A 23,749-nucleotide genomic window follows, 5' to 3' on the forward strand; every position below is an offset into this window, starting at 1 on the left:
GTGGGAGATCTATTCCGATATAATCGGGTTGCTCCACCTGATCACTGTTAAAGGCTTTGTATGCCTCTTCCACCGCACCGATGACTTCCGTCATGCAGATTAATCTGCTTACTTCCTCTTTTTTAAGCAGTAGTATTTTCATGCGTTAACTCTCAAACGGGATTTTGATGCTCATGTTCATTGCACGTCTCCCAGAATGCATTACCTGAATCTACGTGCGAGCATTGTGGCATCGGGTAGGCAGCAGAAAATGTCGAGTACTCCCCAAATGCACACTTTCCGATGATTCTCGCCTCCACCTGCGGAAGCTAACGCTGCCTCATCTAAAAGTCAGCGACCTTACCCCAGGCAGATTTTCGGAAGCGGTCCGGATGGTAGGGGCGGGGATCGACGATCGGCTCGCTACCCGTGACGATGTCTGCGATCAAGTGGCCGGCGCCCGGACCGATACCGAAGCCGTGCCCGCTGAAACCGGCGGCGAGGATGAAACCCGGTATGGCGGCGATTTCGCCGATGCCCGGCACCCCGTCAGGCGTGCTGTCGATATAGCCCGCCCATGCGGCGGCGATGCTGGTGTCCTTCAGAGCAGGCAGGAGGTCAAGCGCGCGCGAATGGGTGAGGTGAATGGTGGCCTTATCGACCGCGGGATCAAGGATGCGCATGCGCTCCATTGGCGTGGGTTCGTCGAGGCGCCAGCGTGCAAGCGTCTCATGGCCGGAGCGGAAGCCCTCAAGCCCCCCCGGCGCCAGGCTGCGCCAGCGTTTGACGAACATCGGCAGAAACTGCGGCGAGAACCTGAGTTGCTGCGGCGTCGGGTCGACGCGGCCTCGGCCGCTGATGGCGAGCGTATAGCCGCCGTCGGCGCGGCGCGTCACCGAAACAGCGGCTGTATGCAGCGCATCCGGAAGGCCGATGGCGCCCGGCGAGACGGCAAGGATCGAAGAGCGGATGGCCGCTTGCGGAAAGCGGATGCCGAGCTGGCGGCAGAAGGAGGAGGCCCAGGCGCCGCCGGCAAGGATCGCCGTCTTCGTGCGGATGGTGCCATGCTCGGTGACGACACCGGAAAGGCTTCCGCCTTCTGTCTCTATGCCGCGGGCGGCGCAGGACTGGTGCACGGTACCGCCAAGTTTCAGGATCGCACGCGCAACCGCGGGTGCTGCGCTTGCCGGGTCGGCGGTGCCGTCGGTCGGCGAAAAGACGCCACCCCTCCATGGCTTGCCGGTTGCGCGGCCGCGCTCGGTCGCCTGGGCGCTGTCGAGCATATGGGTGGTGACGCCGACGGTCCGGGCGAAATCGCGCCAGCGTGCCCAGCCGGCCAGTTCCTCTTCGCTATCGCTGAGGTAGAGCAACCCGCAGCGGCGGAAATCGGTGTCCTCGCCGCTCTCGGCGGCGAAACGCTCCCAAAGATCGAGGCTCTTCGTCGCCATCGGCAATTCGCGGGCGTCCCGGTTCTGCTGGCGGCACCAACCCCAGTTGCGGCTCGACTGCTCGGCGCCGATCCGTCCCTTCTCGACGAGCGCGACCTTCAGTCCGCGGCGGGCAAGGTAATAGGCCGCAAACACGCCGACAATGCCGCCGCCGATCACTACGGCATCGGCGGCGTCGGGCAGCTCCGGCGTTGTGTCGACGAGTTTCAGCGGTGCGGGCATGGTCGGTCTCCGTTATGAGTGCAGTCTACAGATTCTATTGGCTCGTCGCTGCCGGAGACCGGCGGCCCGGCAGCAGAAGATTCTGTCTTGCCGGAGGATCACAGTCCTTCCTGCTTAGGGCGAACGAGCGAAACGGAATCGACACGTGACGGCAATGTGTTAGGGTCATCGTCGGGAACATCGCGGCATAATCTGCTGCGGCTCGGACCTCACAACCGCGGGGAGGCGCGTGCGATGAAACTCGACCGGATCGACATCAAGATTCTGTACGAACTGCAGAAGAATGGCCGCATCACCAATGTGGAACTCGCCGAGCTGGTCAATCTCTCGCCGAGCCCTTGCCTGATGCGGGTGAAGAAGCTGCAGTCGGAGGGCTATATCGAGGGCTATTCGGCGCAGATCAACGTCAGCAAGCTCGGGCAGACCCTGACGGTCTTCACCGAGATCACGCTGAAGAACCACCGCCAGATCGACTTCGCCCGCTTCCTTGCGGCGATAGAGAAGGTCGACCAGGTGATCGAGTGCCATCTGGTGTCCGGCGGCTACGACTATCTCCTGAAATTCGTCACGGCCGGGATCGGCGAATACCAGACGATCATGGAGCGCCTCACCGACATGGACGTGGGCATCGACAAATATTTCAGCTTCGTCGTGCTGAAGTCGCCGATCGTCAAGGCGCACATGCCGCTGACCAGCCTGTTTCGGGTGTAGAGCTAGGCTGTGTTGACAAAGTGGCGAATTACGTCGGACCGTTCCTCGACCTTCCACCGACCGGCACCGCGATCAAACCATGCAAGTATCTACCCCCAAGAGGCTTTTCCCGAGTTAGGAACTGTCGCAAACCCTGCGGTGCTCTATGATGGGAACGACGCTTTCGTGTGCTATGAAGCCTCTATGCGCTCGGGAGGCGGCAACGTAGTGCTCAAATTCGGAGGCGTTATCGATTTCCGAATAACACCCATGAACGTTGATGGCCTGAAAGAGTGCAGGTATCCGGTCAATCCATGGACTTTCAATGAGGTTATTGGCGGTGAAGAGACAGTCAAATGGCAGGCCCTCAACCCACGACTTTGGCTTATGTCTTTCAATGACGTCCTGATCGAAGTTCTTTTCTGCGAGACGGTTTCTCTTATCAGCCGCGACGCGAGAGGACGGGCGCAACATAGAACGCTGATTGACGTTCTGCGCTGATTAAAAGCTAACAGCGTCGCATGCTAGTTGGGCTTGGGATTCTCAAATCTGCGAGAACATGATTCAAAGCTGCCCTTTGGAGGTTGCTTTGGCACGAGTCGATTTTTGCGCGACGAGGAATGGCGGCATACTCATGAAAGGCTGCGCCGCGTCGCCAGTTCTGCTTCTTTGTGGCGGGAAGCGGCATGCGCTCTTCTGAGCCGTTGGGCGAGATGCCGCCTCAACGCCGACAATAGGCCCTAACAAGCTCCGGGTCCTGCTCGAGGCCATCGAGCCAGGTGGGATCGAGCTTCGGCACCGACGAGAAGAGCAACTGCGAATAGGGGTGGTGCGGTGCCTTGACCTTGGCCGGAGTGATGTCCTCAACCTTTCTGCCGCCATACATCACGACGATCTCGTCGCAGATTGCCTCCACCACGGAGAGGTCGTGGCTGATGAAAATGTAAGAGAGACCGAGCTCGCGCTGCAATTCCTTCAGCAGCTCGATCACGGCGGCGGCGACCACCGTGTCGAGCGCCGAAGTGATCTCGTCGCAAAGGATCAGCTTCGGATCGGCGGCAAGCGCCCGGGCGAAGTTGACGCGCTGCTTCTGGCCGCCGGAAAGCTCGGCCGGCCGGCGATGACGCAGGTTGCGAGGCAGGCGTACCATGTCGAGCAACTCGTCGATGCGGACGCTGCGGGCCTTCGCGTTCATGCCATGATAGAACACGAGGGGCCGATCCAGAATGTCCTCGACGGACTTCGCCGGATTGAGGGCGGTGTCGGCATATTGAAAGACGATCTGCATTTCGCGCAGTTGGTCGCGCGTGCGCTCGCGGGCGCTGCGGCCGAGTTCCTTGCCGTCGAAGACGATCTTCCCGACGGCAGCCGGCAATATGCCGGCAATGGCGCGGGCGAGCGTCGACTTGCCGCAACCCGACTCGCCGATGATGCCGAGGTTGCGCCCCTTCTCCACCTTGAGGCTCACATCTTCGACGGCGCGCACGAGCGGCAAGCCATCGGTTTGGGATGGACCGTATCCGGCGACCAGGTTTTCGATCTTCAGAAGCGGAGCCGGTGCGGTCCCGGCTGCGTCGGCAGCCTCCCGGGGCTTTGGTTCGAAGGCCGAGAGGAGTTCGCGCGTATAGGGGTGCTTGGCGTTCGAGAGGATTTCCTCGGTGGTGCCGACCTCCTGTACTTCGCCGCCCTTCAATACGACGATGCGGTCCGCGATCTGGGCGACCACCGCGAGGTCATGGGAGACATAGACGCCGGCGATGCCGCCCTTCTTCATTACCGACTTGAAGGCGCGCAGCACCTCTATTTGCGTGGTGACGTCAAGCGCCGTTGTCGGCTCGTCGAAGATGACGAGCTTAGGATCACCGATAAGCGCCATGGCGGCGGAAAGACGTTGCAACTGGCCACCGGAGACCTGGTGCGGATAGCGGCTGCCGATCGTCTCGGGCTCGGGTAGCGACAGCGCGCGGAAGAGTTCGACGGCGCGGGCGCGCGCCTCGTCCGGCGACATGAGCCCGTGGATGCGGGTGACCTCTATCACCTGGTCCATGATCGTGGCGGCCGGATTGAATGCGGCTGCAGCGGATTGCGGAACATAGGTGACCTCGGTGCCGCGCACCCTCGCGCGCTGTTTTTCGCTGAGGGTCATCATATCCTTTCCAGCCACCGAGACGCTGCCGCCGGCGATGCGACAGCCCGGACGGGCATATCCCATCAGCGTCAGCGCTATCGTCGTCTTGCCAGAGCCGCTTTCGCCGATCAGCGCGACGATCTCGCCGTCGGCGATATCGACGCTGACGCCTTTGATGATCTCGACACGGCGGCCGGAATCGGTGGTGGCTTCGACCTTCAGGTCACGGATTTCTACGAGATTGGCCATCATTCGCTCCGATCGCGGATCTTCTGCGGCAGGTTGTCGATCAGCAGGTTGACGCTGATCGTGAGGCTGGCAATGGCGAGCGACGGGAACATCACCGCCGGCGCGCCGAAGGGCAGGCCGCCGATGTTCTCGCGAACGAGCGCCCCCCAGTCCGCATAGGGCGGCTGGACGCCGAGGCCGAGGAAGGAGAGGCCGGAGAGCAAGAGGACGATGAAGACGAAGCGGATCCCGAGGTCGGCAAGAACCGGGCCGATGATGTTCGGCAGAATCTCCGAGCGGATGAGATAAAGCGTGCTCTCGCCGCGGATACGAGCCACAGTGATGAAATCCATCGCATTGATGTTGACGGCAAGGGCTCGGGCGAAGCGGTAGGCGCCAGGTATGTAAATGATCGACAGCGTCAGGATCAGCACCGGAATCGAGGAGCCGACGGCGGCGACCACGACGAGGCCGAAGAGCTTGCTCGGGATCGAATTGAGGGCGTCGAGGAAGCGGCTCAAGAGCGTGTCGAGCCAACCGCCGGCGACCGCCGCGATCATGCCAAGGACCACACCGCTGAAACAGGCGATGGTGACTGCCGCAAGCGAGATGCCGACCGTGTAGCGGGCACCCATCAGAATCCGCGAAAGCATGTCGCGGCCGAGATAGTCGGAGCCGAGCCAGAAGTCGCGGCTCATCGGGCCGAAGTAATCGAGGTCGGCGATTTCCCCGACCGGGTAGGGAATGATCAGCGGCGCGAAGATCGCGACGAGCGCCCAGCAAAGGATAATCGAAAGGCCAACCATCCCGACGATATTGAAGCGATAGCCGAGCCGGATTCCGGAAATCCGGGCAGCCTTGGTCTCAGAATGGGTCATTGTCATCGTAGCCTCGGATTGGAAAGGATGGCGATGATGTCGGCCGTCGTGATCAGGAGCAGGTAGCCGAGACAGAAGATCATCGCGCAGCTTTGGATCAACGGCAGATCGCGGGTGGAGACAGCATCGACCATCAGCTTGGCAATACCGGGATAGTTGAAGATCGTCTCGACGATAATTACGCCGCCGAGCAGATAGGAGAGCGAAAGCGCGACCGCATTGACGATCGGCCCGAGAGCATTTGGCAGCGCATGGCGAAACACCATGCGCGGCCGGGAGGCGCCCTTGAGCAGCGCCATCTCCACATAGGGCGTGTTGAGCGTCTCGATTACTGCCGCGCGGGTCATACGGATCATCTGAGCCGAGATGACGAAGGTGAGCGTGATCACCGGCATGGCATAGATGCGCAGCAGATCGGTGAGCGACGTCACCTCATTGGCGAAGGAGAGCGCCGGCAGCCATTTCAAATAGACGGCGAAGATCAGCACGGCTGAGGTCGCTATCATGAATTCCGGCACGGAGATGACGCCGATCGTCAGTACCGTGACGATGCGGTCGTAGAGCGAGCCGCGCAGCATCGCCGCGGTGATGCCGAGCGTGAGTGCTATCGGCACAGAAAAGAGGGCGGTGACGCCGGCGAGCTGCAGCGTGTTGACAAAGCGCCCGCCAATCAGATCTGCGACCGGCATCTCGTTGGCATAGGATGTGCCGAGGTCGCCTTGCAGCAAACCGACGATCCAGCGCAGGAAACGCAAGATCGCCGGCTCGTCGAGGTGCATCGCCTTGCGCAGGCCCTCGACAGCCTCCGGCGTGGCGGCCTGGCCAAGCAGGATCGACGCGGTGTCCCCCGGCAGGAGCGTCGTCGCGAAGAAGACGGCGAAGGAGACGATCACCAAGGTGATCACGGCGATGAGCAATCTGCTCAGCACAAGGGATAGGACCCGGTTGTTCACGGCGCTCCCTTTCGGCTTTCAAGACAGGTTCAAACTATGCCGAGGGGCCGCAGCGATGCGGCTGCAGCCCCAAGCCCAGTTGCTCAATCAGGCTTCGAGCCAGACATATTCCGCAAAAGCATAGCCCATCTGCCCGCCAAGCGGATTGGCTTCCAGGCCCTTGAGCTTGGCGGTGATCGCGTCGACGTTGGAGATATAGGCTGGGATGATGGTGCCAGCCTCATTGGCGACCATCACCTGCATCTCATTATAGATCGCCCTGCGCTTCTCCTGGTCGAGCGAGCCGCGCGCCTCGATCAGCATCTTATCGAATTTCTCCGACTTGTATTGGCTCTCGTTCCATGGAGCCTCCGAGGCGTAAAGCAGCGAGAACAGGATATCCGGCGTCGGACGCGGGTTGATATTGCCGAAGTGGACCGGCGCCTGCAGCCAGTAATTATCCCAGTAACCGTCGGCGGGAACGCGCTGGACATCGAGCTTCAAGCCGATCTCGGCAGCGGAGGCCTGGATGATCATCGCCATATCGATCGCGGAGTTCGCTGCATCGGAGGCAATCACCGGTATCGACTGGCCGAGCACGCCGGCCTTCTCGAAGTGGAACTTGGCCTTCTCGGGATCAAAGGCGCGCGGCTTCAGCTCGGCATTATGGTAGAAGTTGGCGGGGGAAACCGGCTGGTCGTTGCCGACTTCACCCAAGCCCCGCAGCGCCGATTTGACGATCTGCTCGCGGTTGACGATGTACTTCATGCCTTCGACGAAGTCCCGCTTGCTGCCGGGTTCCATATCCAGCCGCATGTTGAGGTTGGTGTAGCTGCCGGAGGTCGTCTTCGAGAGCACGAAGCCGTCGCCCTGGCTCTCGACCAAGCGCATGGAGCGCGGATTGATCGTGGCGGCGAGGTGGATGTCGCCGGACAAGAGCGCATTCACCCGAGAACTGTCGTCGCTGATCGCGAAATACTCGAAGGAATCGACGTTCGGTCCGGACTTCCAGTAGTTCTTGTTCTTGATGCCGACGGAGCGCACGCCGGGCTCGAAGACTTCTCTCACGAAAGCGCCGGTGCCGTTCCCTTTTGAGAAGTCGGTGGTCCCGTCGGCGACGATCATGAAGTGGTGCATCGAGAGGATAGTCGGCAGGTCAGCATTCGGATTGGCAAGCGTGATCTCGACGGTCTCTTTGTCGACCGCCTTGAAGCCGGTCATCTGCGCGGCGATCTTCGCCACCTTCGAGCCGACGGACGGGTCGAGATGGCGCTTCAGCGAGAAGATCACATCGTCGGCTGTCAGCGGCTTGCCGTCATGGAAGGTGACGCCCTTCCTCAGCTTGACGGTCCAGGTCTTCGCATCCTGAGTTTCGATCGCTTCGGCCAGCTCCATCTGCGGCGTGCCGCTCTTATCGAGGAAGGTGAGGCGGTTATAGAAGGAGCAGCAGCGGACATAGTCGGTGGAGAGCGATGCCTTGGCTGGGTCGAGCGTGTCGGCGGTCGAGGATGACCAGCCGGCCGCCTTGAGCGCGCCGCCGGAGACCGGTGTTGCCGCAACCGCATTACCGGCTCGGCCGAGCACCAGGCTGCCGGCGGAGAGGGCGACACCGCCCGCGAGCATCATCTGCAGCAGTTCGCGTCGCGTCGCGCCGCGACGAATGGCGTTTTCGACCATAGCGTCGTCGGATCTGGTCCAATTGGTGATCTTGTCGTTCATGTCATTCCCCTTTTCGTCTGTTGGCGGGTTGCCCTTCTTCCGTGGGCTTGGACCCGATCCGGTGAACTGGTCAGCTGCGTGCGACGGCCACGGCATCGGCAAGGCCGGCCATGGAGGTGAAGTGGTAATCGGGCTCGGTGAATTCGGCGGGCTCGATCGTGCCGCCATAGCCCTTCTGGGCGTGGCGACGCTCGATCCAGCAATTGGTCAGCCCGAGTTTTCGGGAGATGCCGATGTCGTGGTATTGACTCTGGGCGACATGCAGGATGTCGTCTTTTGAATTTCCTTCCGAGTCCACGAACGCGAAGACCTTCTCGAAGAAGACGGGGTCCGGTTTCTCAGTACCGGTATCGTCGGCCGTAAAGGCGGCGTAAAAGGGGTTGCCCAGCTCCTTGGCGAAGAAATCGAAGGCCCAGCGACGGGCATTGGTCATCGCGATGAGGCGGTAACCCTTGGCAAGGCGCGCCAGCGCCTCGGCGCTGTCAGCAAAACCCTTCCAGTTCTTCGCGGAGTCCCTGAAACGTTGCCCGTGTTTTCGTTCCGTTGGCAGGCCAAGCTTCGGAGCGATTTCAAGATAGACCCGTACGAGATCGTCCGGGAAGAGGTCGGCGTCCTTGGAGTAGCGCGCCGCGCGGTAAAGGCCGAGCGCTTCCTCGCCATCGATCGCGATACCTGCCTCGGCGGCAATCTCTGAGAGGCAGTCCTTGAGGCCAGCCTCGAAGTCGATCAGCGTGCCGACGACGTCGAAAGTCATGTACTTGAATTCCGGAAGGCTCTTGCGCACGTCAATTCCCCAGTTTTCGGGCGCTCGCTCGGGAGCACCGGCTTCGTGAAGAAGATTATTCTGTTCCCGGCGGCGGGTGATTTTTCCCGCTCTTGGTGAAAAGGCCCGCATTTGCTGGGATCCGGCCCTTTTCCTTGATTTGAGTTTGGCACTTGTGCCGCGCGGAAGTGTCCGAAAAGACATTCTGGAGCGGCACAAAATTCCGAATATGACGTTTTCACGATATATCGCGTCCCGTCACCGTCAGCTCAGAGCCTGGCGAACATCCGGGTCTTCCAGGGTCTCATCCAGTGTTTGGCGGGTGCGCTCGATAATCGCGTCGATTTCCTCGTCGCTGCAGCAGAGAGGCGGCGCGTAGCCCAGCACGCCATTGGCGAAGGCGCGGATGACGAGACCGTTTTCCCAGGCGCGATCGAAAATGCGGCGCGAGGGTTCGGCCGCTGCCGGCAAGGGCGTCTTCTTTGCCTTGTCGACGACGAGCTCGACGGCCGCCAACATGCCGCGGCCACGCACATCGCCGACGAGCGGGTGCTCCCTCAGGCTTTCGAGACCTTCCATCAGCCGGGCACCGGCCTTGATGCCGTTGTCCAGAAGACCGTTCTCGTAGAGCTTCAACACGGCGAGGCCGACAGCGGCGCTCACTGGATGCGCCGAATAGGTGTAGCCGTGACCGACGGCGGCAGCGCCGGCGCCGTCGGCAATCGTCTGGTAAACATGATCGGCCATGAAGACCGCGCCCATCGGCACGTAGCCGGAGGTGAGACCCTTGGCCGTGGTGATGAAATCGGGGACGATCTCGTCCTCGGTTGAAGCAAAGAGCGGCCCCGTGCGGCCGAAGCCGGTGATCACCTCGTCGGCAACGAAGAGGATGCCGAGCTCGCGGCAGAGTTCGCGCATCGCCTTCATCCAGCCCCTGGGCGGCACCAGCACGCCGCCCGAGCCCTGGATAGGTTCGGCATAGAAGGCGGCGACGCGCTCGGGGCCGATCTCCTCGACCTTGCGACGGAGTGCCGCCAGCGATGCATCAATGATTGCCTGCGGATCCTCACCCACCGGATTGCGGTAGGCGTAATGCGACGGGATCTTGTGCTGCCAATCGAAGGGAATGCCGAAGCCGGCATGGAAGGCCGGCAGTGCGGTCAGGCCGGCCCCGACGGTCGAGGAGCCGTGATAGCCCTGTTCGACCGAGATGAACTGATCGCGCTGCGGCTCGCCGCGGGCAATCCAATAGTAGCGGATGAAGCGGATCGTGCTGTCGATGGCGTCGGAGCCGCCGAGCGTGAAATAGACGTGGTTGAGGTCCCCCGGCGCGCGTTCGGCCAGTTCCGAGGCAAGGCGGATCGCAGGTTCCGAGCCGAGGCCGAAATAGGCCGTCGCGTAGGGCAGCTCGCGCATCTGCTTTGCCGCCGCCTCGACGATACTCTCATGTCCGTAGCCGGCATTGACGCACCAGAGGCCGGCGAAACCGTCGATCAATTGTCTACCTGAGGCGTCGGTGACGGTCGCGCCTTTGGCCGAGGCGAGCACGCGCACGCCGAGCTTTTCGTGGCTGCGATAGGAGGCGACCGGATGGATGAGGTGGGCGCGATCGAGTTCGATGAGGGAGTTGCTGTACATCAAAGATCTCCGGATCAGCCGAGCGCCTGGTTGGCGAGGGCAAAGATGTTAACGACGCGATCGGCGGCGCGGTGGATCGGCGGCTTCATCATGGCGATGCCGCCGCCGACATGGGCGAGGCCCTGTTCGGTGAGCCAGCCGGAAAGACCGGCGTGGCCGGTGGTGTCGACCCGCAAGAAGCGGCCCGGCCGCATGGCGATGAAATGGGCGACGAGCGCCTTGGCATCGTCGAGACCGGCGGCGACGACGGGACCGATGACTTCGCCGCGGCCGAAGACGCGCAGCGCAGCAAACCCGGAGACGCGGCCGTCGCGGCGAAGCACGGCGAATTCACCGGCCTTGGCGAGATAAGCGACCAATCCTTCGCGGTCGGCACCGAAGGCGCGGCGGTCAAGTGCGGCGATAGCGTCGATGTCGGCAGCGGTCGCGGCCTCGATCCCCGGCGGCGCGGCGACCTCGCCGACCACGCCCTGGTGCTGCAGCACGCGCCCGGTCTCCCGAAAGCCAAGTTTCTCGTAGAGCGGCAATCCCTCGGCGGTCGCCACGAGCCGGAGCGGCCGGTCGCCGGCGATCCGCAGCGCGGCGTCCATCAGCGTCCGGCCGAGACCGCGGCCGCGCATCGCCTCGTCGACGATCACCATGTTGATCGTCGCGCAGTCCGCTTTATAGGGCGTGACGAGCACGGTGCCGACAACTCGGGCATCCTCGATGGCCACCACGCCTTCGCTCAAGGTGAGCGCCATCTGCCAATCCTCCAGGCGATGCGGCCAGCCGGCCTGCCGAGAGAGCCTGACGGCGGCTTCCAGATGCTCGGGACCGAAGGCGGTGACGTCGATCTGATTTGTCTGCATGAGGATGTCCTTCATTTCCTGCCCTGAAGTCTGCAGGAGTGGCGGCCGGCAGATCGTCTGAAGGCCGCAGCCGGCGCGATATCTTATAGCTTTGCTCTCACGGACCGCCGCATCTTATGCTGGCAGGCAGGAGCGGAAGCGGAATGTTGGCGGTAGGAAGCAGGGCGGCAGGCACGGCTCGCAACCTTCTGCCAAAGCCGACTTTGGATACGATATATTCTGCTTCGATCGTCGCGAAATCAGGTGAGCCGAGGGATGAGCTGGCGCCTATGATCTTACACGTAAACCCTGGTCCCGCTCTTTCAAGGATAGTTCACATGTCGACCTTCCGGCCGAAATACATCACCTTCGATTGCTACGGCACGCTGACCAACTTCCAGATGGCAGAAGCAGCGCGCGACCTCTACGGCGAACAACTCGACGAGCCGCGCATGGCGGAGTTCATCAAGAATTTCGCCGCCTATCGCCTCGACGAGATCCTCGGCGACTGGAAGCCCTATGCGGAGGTGGTGCACAATTCGCTCGAGCGGACCTGCAAGCGCAATGGCATAAAATTCCGCGAAGAAGCGGCGCGCATGGTCTATGAGCGCGTCCCGAGCTGGGGTCCGCATCCCGACGTGCCTGCTGGCCTTGCCAAGGTCGCCAAGGAGATCCCGCTGGTCATTCTCTCGAATGCGATGAACTCGCAGATCATGTCGAATGTCGAAAAGCTGGGCGCTCCTTTCCACGCCGTCTACACCGCCGAACAGGCACAGGCTTACAAGCCGCGGTTCAAGGCGTTCGAATACATGCTCGACATGCTCGGCTGCGGTCCGGAGGACATTCTCCACTGCTCGTCCTCCTTCCGCTATGACCTGATGTCGGCGCATGACCTCGGCATTAAGAACAAGGTCTGGGTCAATCGCGGCCACGAACCGGCCAATCCTTATTACGGCTACGTCGAGATCGCCGGCATTACCGGCCTTCCAGGCGTCGTCGGTCTTTAGAGAGAAGGCGCACCGCCATGAAATTCCTGTCCTACTGGCACGATACCGCCCCGGCATTCACCGGGGCGGCACCGGGTCCGGTCGATGGCCACTACGACGTCGCAGTGATCGGCGGCGGCTTCACCGGCCTCGGCGCCGCCCGGCAGCTCGCCAAGGCGGGTGCAAGGGTCGTGGTGCTGGAGGCGGAGAAGGTCGGCTGGGGCGCCTCCGGCCGCAACGGTGGACACCTCAACAACGGCCTTGCGCACAGCTATCTCGCGGCAAAGGCGGAGCTCGGCAAGGAGCGCGCGATTGCGCTCTACAAGGCCCTCGACGACTCGATCGACACGCTGGAGGCGCTGATTGCGGAGGAGCGCATCGATTGCAACTTCCGCCGCGCCGGCAAGCTGAAGCTCGCCTCCAAGCCCCAGCATTTTGACGCCATCGCTCGCAACTTCGAAGCCGTGCACGCCGAGGTCGACCCCGATACCGCGCTTCTCAGCGCAGACGACCTGAAGCAGGAAGTTGGCGCGCCTTTCTTCGGCGCCATGCTCTCGAAGAAAAGCGCGATGATGCATATGGGGCGCTACGTCGTCGGCCTCGCCGAAGCGGCCCAACGTCACGGCGCGACGATTTTCGAACAGGCAGCCGTAACAGAACATCGACAGGCGGGCAGCCGTCACCATCTGAAAACATCCCGCGGCAGCGTCACTGCCGATGCGGTGCTTGTCGCCACCGGCGCCTATACACCTTCAACCTTCGGCTATTTCCGCCGCCGCATCATCGCCGTCGGCAGCTTCATCATCGCCACCCGGCCGCTGACCGAAGCGGAGATCGCCGCGACGATGCCGGGCAATCGCACCTGCGTCACGTCGATGAACATCGGCAACTATTTCCGGCTCTCACCCGACAACCGGCTGATCTTCGGCGGCCGCGCCCGCTTCTCGGCGACGTCCGACCAACGCTCGGACGCGAAAAGCGGCGCGATCCTCCAGGCGAGCCTCGCCGAGATCTTCCCGCAGCTTGCCAATGTCGAGATCGACTATTGCTGGGGCGGTCTCGTCGACATGACCAAGGACCGCTTCCCCCGCGCCGGCTATCACGACGGCGTCTGGTACGCCATGGGCTATTCCGGCCATGGGGCGCAGCTTTCGACGCATCTCGGCATGATCACGGCGGATGCGATCCTCGACCGGCCGGACCGCAACCCGCTGAAGGGCCTCGAATGGCCGGCGGTGCCAGGCCATTTCGGCAAGCCCTGGTTCCTGCCGCTGGTCGGCATGTATTACAAGATGCTCGACAGGATGCAGTAGACAGCGCGAACTTATAAGGAAGGGCGCGGACCGGACAGGTGCCGCGCTTTTTTGCTGGAGATTTAGAGCCGCATGCGAATCGACTGTAGCGGCCCGAAAATCGGGAAGCGGGTTGCAGAACAGATCACCTGAAGCGCATCACACGCTTCAGGTGAGGAATCGATTGCAATACGATTTTGGATCGACCGGTCCCAAATGGCTGGGATCTATTCCAGCCCGCCAATGTGAAAGCTCTTCATATCGAGATACTCCTCGATGCCCACCTGGGCGCCCTCGCGTCCAAGTCCGGATTGCTTGACGCCGCCGAAGGGCGCGACTTCGGTGGAGATGGCGCCGGTGTTGAGTCCGATCATGCCGAACTCAAGCGCTTCTGCCACGCGCCAGGAGCGCTTCAGGCTTTCCGTGTAGAAATAGGCGGCAAGGCCGAAGGGTGTGCCATTGGCGATTGCGATCGCCTCGTCCTCGGTCTCGAAGCGGAAGAGCGGGGCGACAGGGCCAAAAGTCTCTTCGCTGGCGAAAAGCATGTCGGTCGTGGCACCGGTCAGCACGAGCGGGGCGGTGTATTGTCTGCCCTCCGGCAGCGATTTGCTTCGCGCGGCGACCTTTGCACCTCTGGCCAGTGCGTCCTCGACATGGCGATTGATCTTCTCGATCGCCGCCTCATTGATCATCGGCCCGATCGCAATACCCGGCTCCGTACCGGGGCCGACCTTCATGGCGTTGACGCGGGCGCCGAGCTTCTCCGCGAATGCGTCATAGACGCCGGCCTGCACGAGAATGCGGTTGGCGCAGACGCAGGTCTGGCCGCCATTGCGGAATTTCGAGGCGATGGCGCCTTCGACGGCGAGGTCAAGATCGGCGTCGTCGAAGACGATGAAGGGGGCGTTGCCGCCGAGTTCGAGCGAGAGCCGCTTGATGCTGTCCGCGGCGCCGCGCATCAAGAGCGAGCCGACGCGCGTCGAGCCGGTGAAGGAGATCTTGCGCACCGTCTCGTTCGCCATGAACTCGTTGCCGATCGCGCTCGGCATGCCCGTGACGATGTTGATGACTCCGGCCGGAATGCCGGCGCGCTCGGCGAGCACGCCGAGGGCAAGTGCCGAGAACGGCGTGAACTCCGATGGCTTGATGACCACTGTACAGCCGGCGGCCAATGCGGGTGCCACTTTGCGGGTGATCATCGCGTTCGGGAAATTCCACGGCGTGACGATGGCGCAGACGCCCACCGCTTCCTTGAGCACGACGATGCGGCGGTTCGGTGTCGGCGAGGGAATGGTGTGGCCGCCGATGCGGCGGGCCTCTTCGGCGAACCATTTGACGAAGGCGGCGCCGTAGCGGATCTCGCCACGCGCCTCGTCGAGCGGCTTGCCCTGCTCCAGCGTCAAGAGCAGCGCCAGGTCTTCGAGGTTTTCGATCATCAGCGCGTGCCAGCGCTCGAGCAGGGCGGCGCGCTCGGCATGTGTCCTCTTCTTCCAAGGGCCGAAAGCGGCGTTGGCAGCGTCGATGGCCGCCCGGGTCTCGGCCGTTCCCATGTCCGGAACGGTGCCGAGGACCGCCTGGTTCGCAGGATCGACGACCTCGACGACCTCGCCGGAGGCGCCGGCGGTCCACTTACCGCCGATCAGGCCCAATTGCCGGAAAAGTTCCTTATCCTTCAATCTCATGTGTGTTCCCTCTTGCGATCAGTCGAGCGCGGCGAGTACTGCCGCGGTGATGGTTTCGGTCCTGTCTTTTCCCGGAACGGTGCCGATGCCGCGGGCGGTCGTTCTTTCGAGCGCGTCCATGATCATCCGCGCAGCCTCTCTTTCTCCGAGATGCTCGAGCATCATCGCGCCGGACCAGATGGCGGCGATGGGGTTGGCGATCCCGAGATGGGCGATATCCGGGGCAGAACCGTGCACCGGCTCGAACATGGAGGGGGCGCTTCTGTCCGGATTGATGTTGGCGGAGGCGGCATAGCCGAGCCCACCCTGGATCGCCGCACCGAGATCGGTCAGGATGTCGCCGAAGAGGTTGGAGGCGACGACGACGTCGAGGCTTTCCGGCGACATGACCATGCGCGCGGCCATGGCGTCGATGTGATAGCTCGTGACCTCGACGTCCGTGTATTCGGCAGCGAGCTCTCGCGTGATCTCGTCCCAGAAAACCATTGAATGTTTCTGAGCATTCGATTTGGTCACCGAAGCAAGCTTGCCGCGCCGCTGACGTGCCTGCTCGAAGCCAAAGCGCAGGATCCGTTTGACACCCGCGCGGGTAAAGATCGAGGTCTCGACCGCGACCTCGTCCGCCGTTCCCTGATGGACGCGGCCGCCGGCGCCGGAATATTCGCCTTCGGTATTTTCGCGAATACAGAGGATGTTGAAGTTCTCCGCTTTCAGCGGTCCTTGGACGCCAGGCAGTAGCCGATGCGGGCGGATGTTGGCATATTGCACGAAGGCCTTGCGGATCGGCAGAAGCAGACCGTGCAGCGAAACGGCATCCGGCACTTCGGCCGGCCAACCGACGGCGCCGAGCAGAATGGCGTCGAAGCGGCGGAGCGTATCGATGCCGTCTGGTGGCATCATCGCACCGGTCTCCTTGTAGAAGGCGCAGGACCAGGGAAAGGGCGTTCCGGTGAGCGTGAAACCGGAATGCCTGGCGACGGTCGAAAGGACCTGCCAGGCGGCATCGGTCACGTCCTGACCGATACCGTCCCCCGGGATGAGTGCGATCGAATAGGTTTTCATTGAAGCTCCCTAGAGGCTTATGAGCACGCTCTTGCTCTTGCGGTTGGCGTGGTACGCCTCACGGCCGAGATCCTTGCCGATGCCCGAGCGTTTGTAGCCGCCGGTCGGCAGGATGTGGTCGCGCGAGCGACTGTAGCGGTTGACCCAGACGGTTCCGGCCTGGAGCCTTCGCGTCAGCCTCAGGGCGCGCGCCAGGTCGCGGGTGAAGACGCCTGCGGCAAGGCCGTAGGTCGGGTGATCGGCGAGCGCGAGCGCCTCCTCTTCGTCCGCGAAGGTCTGCAGGGTGAGGACGGGACCGAAGATTTCTTCGGTGATCGCTGGCGAGGAGCTGTCGCGCACGGCCATCAATGTCGGCTGATAGAAATAGCCCGGCGCATTCATCGGGGCGCCGCCGAACAGGCATTCGCCGCCCGCTGCAACGGCAGCGTCGACGATGCCGTGGATGCGGTTCAGCTGGCGCTTCGAGATGATGGGCGAGTATTCGCTCGTTTCATCCCAGGTCGGGCCCGGCTTCGCAGCCTTCATTCGCGTAACGATCGCCTCAGCTAGCGGAGCCGCGACGCTCTCCTCGACGATCAGACGGGAGCCCGCGACGCAGGCCTGGCCGGCATTCGAAAGCATGCTTTGGGCGATCGCCGCCGCCGCCTTGTCGAGATCCGCATCGGCGAAGACCAGTTGTGGGCTTTTTCCCCCGAGCTCCAGCGTCATCGGCTTGACGCCGGTGCGCGCGATGTTGGCCATGATGGCGGAGCCCGCGCCGGTCGAGCCGGTGAAGCTCACCTTGGCGATGTCCGGATGGCCAGTGATGGCAGTGCCGGTCACCGGACCGTCACCGAGAACGATATTGATGAGACCGGCCGGCAGCCCGGCGCGGACCGCGAGCTCGGCAAGGTAGATCGTCGAGAACGGCGTCATTTCCGACGGTTTCAGCACCACCGCGTTGCCGGCGGCGAGCGCGGGTCCGAGCTTCCAGGCGGCCATGGAAACGGGAAAGTTCCAGGGCGTAATGGCACCGACGACTCCATAGGGCTCTGTCATGATCATGCCGAGACTGCTGTCGTCGGTTGGTACGAGATCGCTTCCCTCCTTGTCGGCGAACTCGGCGAAGAAGCGGATCTGCTCGGCACTGACGGCAATGTCGCCGGCGACGAGATGGCCGACGGGACGGGTCGAGGAAAGCGCCTCGAGCTTGGCGAGGGTCTCAGCTTCGCTTTCGATCAGGTCTGCCCAGCGCTGTAGCACGACTGTGCGCTCGCGCGGCCGCACGCCGCCCCAATTGCTTGCCTTGAGCGCCTTCTTGGCAGTCTCGACGGCGCGATCGACGAGTGCCTCATGCGCAAGCGGGCAGCCTGCATAAGGCTTGCCGTCGGAGGGACGATGCATGTCGATGACGCCTTCGGCCGGCACCAACCGATCGCCGATGAAGTGTCCGACGGGTAGGGAGAGACTGTCCGGATCAAAGCTGAGTGTCATCGCGCGTCCTCCGCATGGGCTTGAACCCAAAGCTAGTGGAGGAACGCGAGCAGCATGCATCGACTGGCGGTGCCGAGGCGGCGGAAAATTATGTTTTTGGCGGCACGACAGCCAAATCTTCGGCGGTCACCCGGACGCCAGCGATGCGACGTGTCGGCAAAGGTGTGGGAGGCGATCCAAGGAGGGCACGAGGAAGAGAAAACTCCGCCGCGATCGGCCGGCAGCGGAGAGACGTCACATAGTCAATCGGGGACGGTGGTCGGTGGTGTCACGCCCGAAGACCGGCGAGCGTGACATCTGCAGTATAAATGTAAGGGAGAATAGCTCTTGCGCGCCCTCGAAGATGATCGGGTTGCGCGGAATTGGCGTCACATCACGGTCACGTAGATCTTGCGCACCGTCTCGATGGTCTTCCAGATGCCGACGAAACCCGGCTTCATGACGAAGCTGTCGCCGCTCTTGTAGACCACCGGCTCACCGTTTTCCGGCGTGAGTTCGATGAGGCCGGACAGAATATGGCAGAACTCGAAGGTCTCGCCCTTGATGGAGCGCGTCTCGCCGGGGGTCGCTTCCCAGACGCCGGTATGGATCATCTCGCCGCGGGCGACGTCCTGGGCCCAGGTCTTGAAGGAGGGATTGCCGGAGATCAGACGCTCGGGGAGCGGGCTAGACTCGCGCGGCGCGAAAGAGGGGTTGGTCTCGATGGTCTTCAAGAGCGACATGGTTTTCCTTTCCTGGGTTTAGAACTTGATGCGTATCGGCCGAAACACTTCACATGGCTTCGACCTGATGCGATGCGCCTTAGTAGCCGCGGCGGCGGTCGACTAGTCCGATCGGATCGAGACCTGACCGCTGCCGTTTGATGTTCTCGATCACGGCTCTGGCGGCGGTTTCCGGCTGGGTGACGCTCGCGATGTGCGGCGTCAGCAGGACCTTCGGGTGAGTCCAGAAGGGATGACCGGCAAGAAGCGGTTCGGGATTGGTGACATCGATCACGGCCCCGGAGAGATGCCCGTTATCGAGCGCCTCGATAAGTGCCTCATGATCGAGTTGAGGGCCGCGGCCGACATGGACGAGCGCCGCACCGGCCGGGAGCCTGGCGAAGAGTTGGGCATTCAGGAAGCCGCGCGTGTCGTCGGTCAGCGGCAGGAGGCAGATGAGAATGTCAGTCGAGCCCAGGAAAGTATCGAGACCGTTCCGGCCGCTCAGGCACCTCACGCCGTCGATTTCGTGCGGGCTGCGGCTCCAGCCGGAGAGCGGAAAGCCGAAAGGCTTCAGCCGATCGAGTACCGCAGTACCGAGCACGCCGAGGCCGAGCACGCCGACGCGGCGGTCGGCCGCCTGAACCGGCGCAATGGCCCGCCAATTTTCGCCTCGCTGCTGCTCGAGATAGGCCGGCAGGTTGCGGTGAAGCGCGAGCACGGCAAGCGTCACATATTCCTGCATCATTCGGACGATGCCGTCCTCGACCATGCGCACCACCTGCACATGTGGCGGCACCGCATCGATGCGGAATTGGTCGACGCCGGCGCCGATCGAGAAGAGGATTTCGAGGTTTCGATAGCGCGCGAGATTGTCCGGAACCGTCCAGGTGATCAGGTAGCGTACAGCATCGGGATCAACCGTCGCCGGATCCATGGCGAAAGGAATGTCGGGCAGTTCGCGCGCGAATGCCTCGGCGAAAATCGCACCACGCTTCGCATCGGAGTTGAAGAGGAAGGTCATCGCGCGTCTCCTTCTTGAGGTCTCAGGCGCTGCAGCGGGCGCCGAGCGCCTCGACCATCGCCTGACAGGCTAGGAGTTCGTCGACGAGGATGTACTCATCCGGCTTGTGGGCCCGCCCAATTTCCCCGGGACCGCAGATGATCGCGTCGATGCCGGCCCGTTGGAAAAGTCCTGCCTCTGTGCCGTAGCTGACGGCCGGGAGAGGCTCGAGGCCGGTCAACTCCTCGAGCAGTGTCGCCAGCGGGGCGCGAGGTTCAAGCGAAAGCGCCGGGTAGGCACTGAGTTCCTGCCACTCCACCTCAAATCCTTGTGCCGCCAGCGCGTCGGCGGTCTTTCGCAGTGGCGCGAGCAGTTCTGCCGGGTCGACGCCCGAAATCGCTCGGGCCTCGAACTCGACCTCGCAGCTCTCCGGAATGATGTTGATCGCCTGACCGCCCTTTACCGTTCCGATCTGGAGGGAGGAGTAGGGCGGTTCGAAGACATGCTCGAAGGGGCCGCCGGCCAGCCGGTCGGCTTCGGCGACCGCTTGGGTCAGGACGCCTGCTGCGCCGTGTATCGCATTCAGCCCCTGGTCCGGGCGCGAAGAATGCCCGGAACGCCCCCTGACCGTCAGCCGGGCCGCCGCCTTGCCCTTGTGGGCACGGATCGCGCGCATACCACTTGGCTCGCCGATGATCGCGCCGAGCGGTTGGCGGCAAAGTTCCGGCAGGCGCGCGATCATGTGTGGCACGCCGCGGCAGCCGGCCTCCTCATCATAAGAGAAGGCGAGGTGCAGCGGCCGGCGAAGCGGCATTGCCGCAAGCTTCGGAATGGCGCCGAGAACGGCGGCAAGGAAACCCTTCATGTCGGTGGCGCCGCGGCCATAGAGCCGGCCTGCCTCGGCGCGAAGGCGGAAGGGATCGCTGGTCCAGCCGCCTTCTGCGGCGGGGACCACGTCCATATGGCCAGAGAGAATATAGCCGGACACGTCCATAGGACCGATCGTAGCGAAAAGATTGGAGCGATCGCCCTCAGGGCCGGGTAGCACCGTCGCGGCAATGCCGTGGCTTTGCAGGTAGCCGCGGATCCATGCCACGATGTCGGCATTGGACGTGCCGACGACGGAGGGGAAGCCAACGAGCTTCTCGAGGATTTCCACTGCCTGCATTGGCGCCCCTCATAACATCCCCGGCCTTGCCGGGCTTGGTGCCGTCGATCATGCGTTCACAGCGACGGGTGCTGCATCGACGCAGCGACGCCGGCTCGCCTTGTCTGCTAGCTTAGGAGCCCGCCCAGGCTTTACATGCCGAAAGTGCGCCTGATTTGGACGATTGTTGTGTGGGTTGCCGCCTCTCAAGCGAATTGTACCGGCCGCCCCGTCTTATTCTGAAGAAGAAGCGCTTTGGTCCGTGTCGGCATTGCGTGCTGCGCGGACGGGACATGAAAACCAAACGAAACGAGGGCGGGAGGCAAAGAGTGGGCGCAAAGGCATCCGAATTCAAGGTCGTCGATAGCTTCGAAATGCGAATCGCCGGGATCGAGAGCGTCGATCTGGAGCTTTTGCATGCACTGTCGATTTCCGTCGGGTGGCCGCACCGCTCCGAAGATCTGCAGTTTCTGCGCGAGTTCGGCCGCGGTTATGTGGCGCTCGATGAAATCGGTAGGCTGACCGGCTCGGCCATGTGGTTCCCCCACGGCGACAATTTTGCGACTATAGGAATGGTGATTACCTCGCCGCGGCTGCAGACGAATGGCACCGGCCGCTGGCTGATGGAACACGTGCTTGCGGATTGCGAAGGCCGCGACCTCAGGCTCAATGCGACGAGGGCCGCCCGCCGGCTCTATCACGCCCTCGGGTTTCAGCCCGTCAGAACCATATATCAGTGTCAGGGCATCGCCCGTCGTCCAACCGATCTGCCGGCGCTACCGGAGGGGACGGCAGTCCGGAGGCTGGGGTCGGAGGACCTTGCCGCTGTCGCCGAGCTTGATGCCAAAGCCTTCGGGGTCGCGAGGACGGAGCTGATTGACAAGCTCCTGGTCCAGTCGGCAGGCTATGGCTTGTTCCGCGGCGGCTCGTTGCGCGCTTTTGCGCTCTGCCGGCCGTTTGGCAAAGGCCATGTCGTTGGACCGGTCGTAGCAGAAGGCGACGCGGAAGCCATCGCGGTGGTCCAGCCGCACGTGTCCGAACACCAAGACCAGTTCCTGAGACTGGACACGCCCTTCGAGACCGGTGCCTTCGCAACGTTCCTCTCGCAATCCGGCCTGGCTGTCTTCGACACGGTGCTCGCAATGTCCAAACCCGGCAATGCCGGTGCCGCGGCCGTCTCGGCTGCAGCGGGGCCAAGCCTCTACGGCTTGGTTGGCCACGCACTCGGCTGAGCTTCACGCCCAAGACGTCTCCCCGAACATCGACAGCGGAGTGCTCGCCGTCATCTGGCTGCGGTTGGTGCTGCAGTTGTCACCGGGCATATCTACAGAGCCGCGCGTCTTATCAGACCCGCAAAGATCGCTGTATCCTGCAGTGGATGCGCTCGCGCATCGAAAATTTTGATGCCGCCTGTCGGTTTCCGCCAACGTCGTTCGTCTAACTATCGACGCTGCTGCATGTTTCCTTAATTCAAGCTCGGTTTTTAAGGATAAAACATGCAGTAAATTCAAGGTTCTACAGCCTCCTTTGTGCGTCCGAAAGCTGCAGGCGAACCGCCCCGAAGGCGAGGGGTGTCACGTCGAAGGATTTGCCTAAACGGAGACCGAAAAATGATCAGTTCTCATTATCGATGGGTGATTGTAGCGGCGGGTGGCCTCCTGGGCTGTATCGCGATAGGCGCCATGTTTTCGCTGCCTGTCTTTCTCCAGCCCATTTCGCGCGACACTGGATGGTCCGTTACCGGCGTGTCGAGCGCCATGACCGTGGGCTTTATCGCGATGGCCTTGGCGAGCATGATCTGGGGCGCCGCCTCGGATCGTTGGGGTCCGCGTTTGGTCGTGGTGACCGGGTCGGCCCTTTTGGCTGCGAGCCTGGCGCTCGCTAGCAGGGCGACGTCGCTCATCGAGTTTCAAATCCTATTCGGCTTAATCGTCGGAGGTGCCTGCGCCGCGATCTTCGCGCCGATGATGGCTTGCGTGACAGGCTGGTTCGACACCCACCGCAGCCTTGCCGTATCTCTGGTGTCCGCCGGCATGGGGATGGCGCCGATGACCATGTCTCCCTTGGCGGGATGGCTGGTCTCGATCTTCGATTGGAGGACGTCGCTGCTGATCATTGCTGCCCTCGCCGCAGCCATCATGATCCCGGCAGCATTGCTGTTGCGCAGTCCGCCGGCGTTGGAGGAGTCGCATGCCGCCGCATCTTCAGGCGAAGGGCCTGATATGTCCTTGGAGCAGGCGCTCAGATCGCCCCAATTCATCATATTGCTGCTGACGAACTTCTTCTGCTGCGCCACGCATTCGGGGCCGATCTTCCACACGGTGAGCTATGCGATGAGCTGCGGTATTCCGATGCTCGCCGCTGTTTCGATCTATAGCGTCGAGGGTTTGGCGGGCATGGGCGGTCGCGTCGCCTTTGGCATCCTCGGAGACCGCTACGGAGCAAAACGCATTCTGGTCGCGGGCCTGCTGCTGCAGGCGTTCGGCGCATTGGCCTATTTCTTCGTGCGCGATCTCGGCGCGTTTTACGCGGTGGCGGCCCTGTTCGGCTTCATCTATGCCGGCGTCATGCCCCTCTACGCGGTGATCGCACGTGAGAATTTCCCCTTGCGCATGATGGGCACCGTCATCGGCGGAACGGCCATGGCCGGGAGCCTCGGCATGGCTATCGGTCCGCTCGCCGGTGGCCTGATCTACGACGCCTTTGACAGCTACGGCTGGCTTTATATCGGCGCCTGGGGCATTGGCATCGGTGCTTTCCTGATCGCCATGACCTTCAAGCCATTCCCCAAGGATCGGCCGGCGCTGGCGCCAGCCTAATGCATATCGCCCAAAGGTGTGCTGCGCCTTTGGGACCACGACATGCGCAAGAACAAGGACCTGAAGCGCGTCGCATGAACTCGTTTGCATGCGACGCGTTTAGCAATGAATGCCGGCACCAGGAGTGCC

Annotated in this window: 20 protein-coding genes and 1 pseudogene; 6 read left to right on the top strand and 15 right to left on the bottom strand. The window is 62.6% G+C overall.

Annotated features, from left to right (window positions below; translation table 11 throughout):
• Together AYK65_RS32135 and AYK65_RS26035 are read right to left on the bottom strand one after the other, a co-directional pair.
• Window positions 1-142, bottom strand: a pseudogene (locus AYK65_RS32135) (ornithine cyclodeaminase family protein); the annotation flags it as partial.
• 181 nt (window positions 143-323) lie between these two features.
• Window positions 324-1,649, bottom strand: coding sequence for an NAD(P)/FAD-dependent oxidoreductase (locus AYK65_RS26035; protein ID WP_081161937.1), 1,326 nt, complete (start codon window positions 1,647-1,649; stop codon window positions 324-326).
• Window positions 1,650-1,883: 234 nt separating this feature from the next.
• Between AYK65_RS26035 and AYK65_RS26040 the strand changes: the two genes are divergently transcribed.
• Both AYK65_RS26040 and AYK65_RS33370 read left to right on the top strand, forming a co-directional pair.
• Complete coding sequence (locus tag AYK65_RS26040) at window positions 1,884-2,360, top strand: Lrp/AsnC family transcriptional regulator (protein ID WP_026621031.1); 477 nt, start codon at window positions 1,884-1,886, stop codon at window positions 2,358-2,360.
• 249 nt (window positions 2,361-2,609) lie between these two features.
• Window positions 2,610-2,840, top strand: a complete 231-nt coding sequence (locus tag AYK65_RS33370; protein WP_244560120.1) for a hypothetical protein — start codon at window positions 2,610-2,612, stop codon at window positions 2,838-2,840.
• Between the two features lie 220 nt (window positions 2,841-3,060).
• Here the strand turns inward: AYK65_RS33370 and AYK65_RS26050 are convergent, their stop codons facing one another.
• From AYK65_RS26050 to AYK65_RS26080, 7 genes are all read right to left on the bottom strand, one after another.
• Complete coding sequence (locus AYK65_RS26050) at window positions 3,061-4,716, bottom strand: ABC transporter ATP-binding protein (RefSeq protein ID WP_081161940.1); 1,656 nt, start codon at window positions 4,714-4,716, stop codon at window positions 3,061-3,063.
• Window positions 4,716-5,579, bottom strand: a complete 864-nt coding sequence (locus tag AYK65_RS26055) for an ABC transporter permease (protein WP_081161943.1) — start codon at window positions 5,577-5,579, stop codon at window positions 4,716-4,718. The genes AYK65_RS26050 and AYK65_RS26055 overlap by 1 nt, the downstream gene beginning before the upstream one ends.
• A complete protein-coding gene (locus AYK65_RS26060) occupies window positions 5,576-6,526 on the bottom strand; it encodes an ABC transporter permease (RefSeq protein ID WP_046119162.1) in 951 nt (316 codons plus the stop codon). The genes AYK65_RS26055 and AYK65_RS26060 overlap by 4 nt, the downstream gene beginning before the upstream one ends.
• Window positions 6,527-6,613: 87 nt before the next feature.
• Window positions 6,614-8,224, bottom strand: a complete 1,611-nt coding sequence (locus AYK65_RS26065) for an ABC transporter substrate-binding protein (protein WP_081161946.1) — start codon at window positions 8,222-8,224, stop codon at window positions 6,614-6,616.
• Window positions 8,225-8,294: 70 nt separating this feature from the next.
• A complete protein-coding gene (locus AYK65_RS26070; RefSeq protein WP_081162335.1) occupies window positions 8,295-9,008 on the bottom strand; it encodes an HAD-IA family hydrolase in 714 nt (237 codons plus the stop codon).
• A gap of 243 nt (window positions 9,009-9,251) precedes the next feature.
• The gene (locus AYK65_RS26075) at window positions 9,252-10,625 is read right to left on the bottom strand and encodes an aspartate aminotransferase family protein (protein WP_046119164.1); all 1,374 of its coding nucleotides are present in this window, start codon (window positions 10,623-10,625) and stop codon (window positions 9,252-9,254) included.
• Between the two features lie 14 nt (window positions 10,626-10,639).
• Window positions 10,640-11,476, bottom strand: a complete 837-nt coding sequence (locus AYK65_RS26080) for a GNAT family N-acetyltransferase (protein ID WP_081162337.1) — start codon at window positions 11,474-11,476, stop codon at window positions 10,640-10,642.
• Window positions 11,477-11,793: 317 nt separating this feature from the next.
• Here AYK65_RS26080 and AYK65_RS26085 point away from each other — a divergent pair, with 317 nt between their 5' ends.
• Window positions 11,794-12,462 (top strand): haloacid dehalogenase type II, encoded by a 669-nt coding sequence (locus AYK65_RS26085; RefSeq protein ID WP_046119165.1) that lies wholly within the window; start codon window positions 11,794-11,796, stop codon window positions 12,460-12,462.
• A 17-nt stretch (window positions 12,463-12,479) separates the two neighbouring features.
• Window positions 12,480-13,754: an NAD(P)/FAD-dependent oxidoreductase gene (locus AYK65_RS26090; RefSeq protein WP_081161949.1), complete on the top strand. Its 1,275-nt coding sequence runs from the start codon at window positions 12,480-12,482 to the stop codon at window positions 13,752-13,754.
• 206 nt (window positions 13,755-13,960) lie between these two features.
• Here the strand turns inward: AYK65_RS26090 and AYK65_RS26095 are convergent, their stop codons facing one another.
• The 6 genes from AYK65_RS26095 to argE all read right to left on the bottom strand — a co-directional run bounded on the left by AYK65_RS26095 (window position 13,961) and on the right by argE (window position 20,822).
• The gene (locus AYK65_RS26095; RefSeq protein ID WP_081161952.1) at window positions 13,961-15,415 is read right to left on the bottom strand and encodes an NAD-dependent succinate-semialdehyde dehydrogenase; all 1,455 of its coding nucleotides are present in this window, start codon (window positions 15,413-15,415) and stop codon (window positions 13,961-13,963) included.
• Window positions 15,416-15,433: 18 nt separating this feature from the next.
• Complete coding sequence (locus tag AYK65_RS26100) at window positions 15,434-16,477, bottom strand: tartrate dehydrogenase (protein ID WP_081161955.1); 1,044 nt, start codon at window positions 16,475-16,477, stop codon at window positions 15,434-15,436.
• Window positions 16,478-16,486: 9 nt separating this feature from the next.
• Window positions 16,487-17,950: an aldehyde dehydrogenase family protein gene (locus tag AYK65_RS26105; RefSeq protein ID WP_081161958.1), complete on the bottom strand. Its 1,464-nt coding sequence runs from the start codon at window positions 17,948-17,950 to the stop codon at window positions 16,487-16,489.
• Between the two features lie 368 nt (window positions 17,951-18,318).
• The gene (locus AYK65_RS26110) at window positions 18,319-18,672 is read right to left on the bottom strand and encodes a cupin domain-containing protein (protein ID WP_026614784.1); all 354 of its coding nucleotides are present in this window, start codon (window positions 18,670-18,672) and stop codon (window positions 18,319-18,321) included.
• A gap of 79 nt (window positions 18,673-18,751) precedes the next feature.
• Window positions 18,752-19,675: a 2-hydroxyacid dehydrogenase gene (locus AYK65_RS26115; protein ID WP_026614785.1), complete on the bottom strand. Its 924-nt coding sequence runs from the start codon at window positions 19,673-19,675 to the stop codon at window positions 18,752-18,754.
• Window positions 19,676-19,697: 22 nt separating this feature from the next.
• The gene (gene argE, locus AYK65_RS26120; RefSeq protein ID WP_026614786.1) at window positions 19,698-20,822 is read right to left on the bottom strand and encodes an acetylornithine deacetylase; all 1,125 of its coding nucleotides are present in this window, start codon (window positions 20,820-20,822) and stop codon (window positions 19,698-19,700) included.
• Between the two features lie 308 nt (window positions 20,823-21,130).
• On the opposite strand from argE, the gene AYK65_RS26125 reads away from it, so the two are divergent.
• Both AYK65_RS26125 and AYK65_RS26130 read left to right on the top strand, forming a co-directional pair.
• Window positions 21,131-22,033 carry a GNAT family N-acetyltransferase gene (locus tag AYK65_RS26125; RefSeq protein WP_052728516.1) on the top strand — a complete coding sequence of 301 codons (903 nt, stop codon included), beginning with the start codon at window positions 21,131-21,133 and terminating at the stop codon, window positions 22,031-22,033.
• A gap of 378 nt (window positions 22,034-22,411) precedes the next feature.
• The gene (locus AYK65_RS26130; RefSeq protein ID WP_081161964.1) at window positions 22,412-23,620 is read left to right on the top strand and encodes an MFS transporter; all 1,209 of its coding nucleotides are present in this window, start codon (window positions 22,412-22,414) and stop codon (window positions 23,618-23,620) included.
• Window positions 23,621-23,749: the final 129 nt, after the last annotated feature.

The sequence above is a fragment of the Ensifer aridi genome, from assembly GCF_002078505.1.
Classification (GTDB): Bacteria; Pseudomonadota; Alphaproteobacteria; order Rhizobiales; family Rhizobiaceae; genus Sinorhizobium; species Sinorhizobium aridi.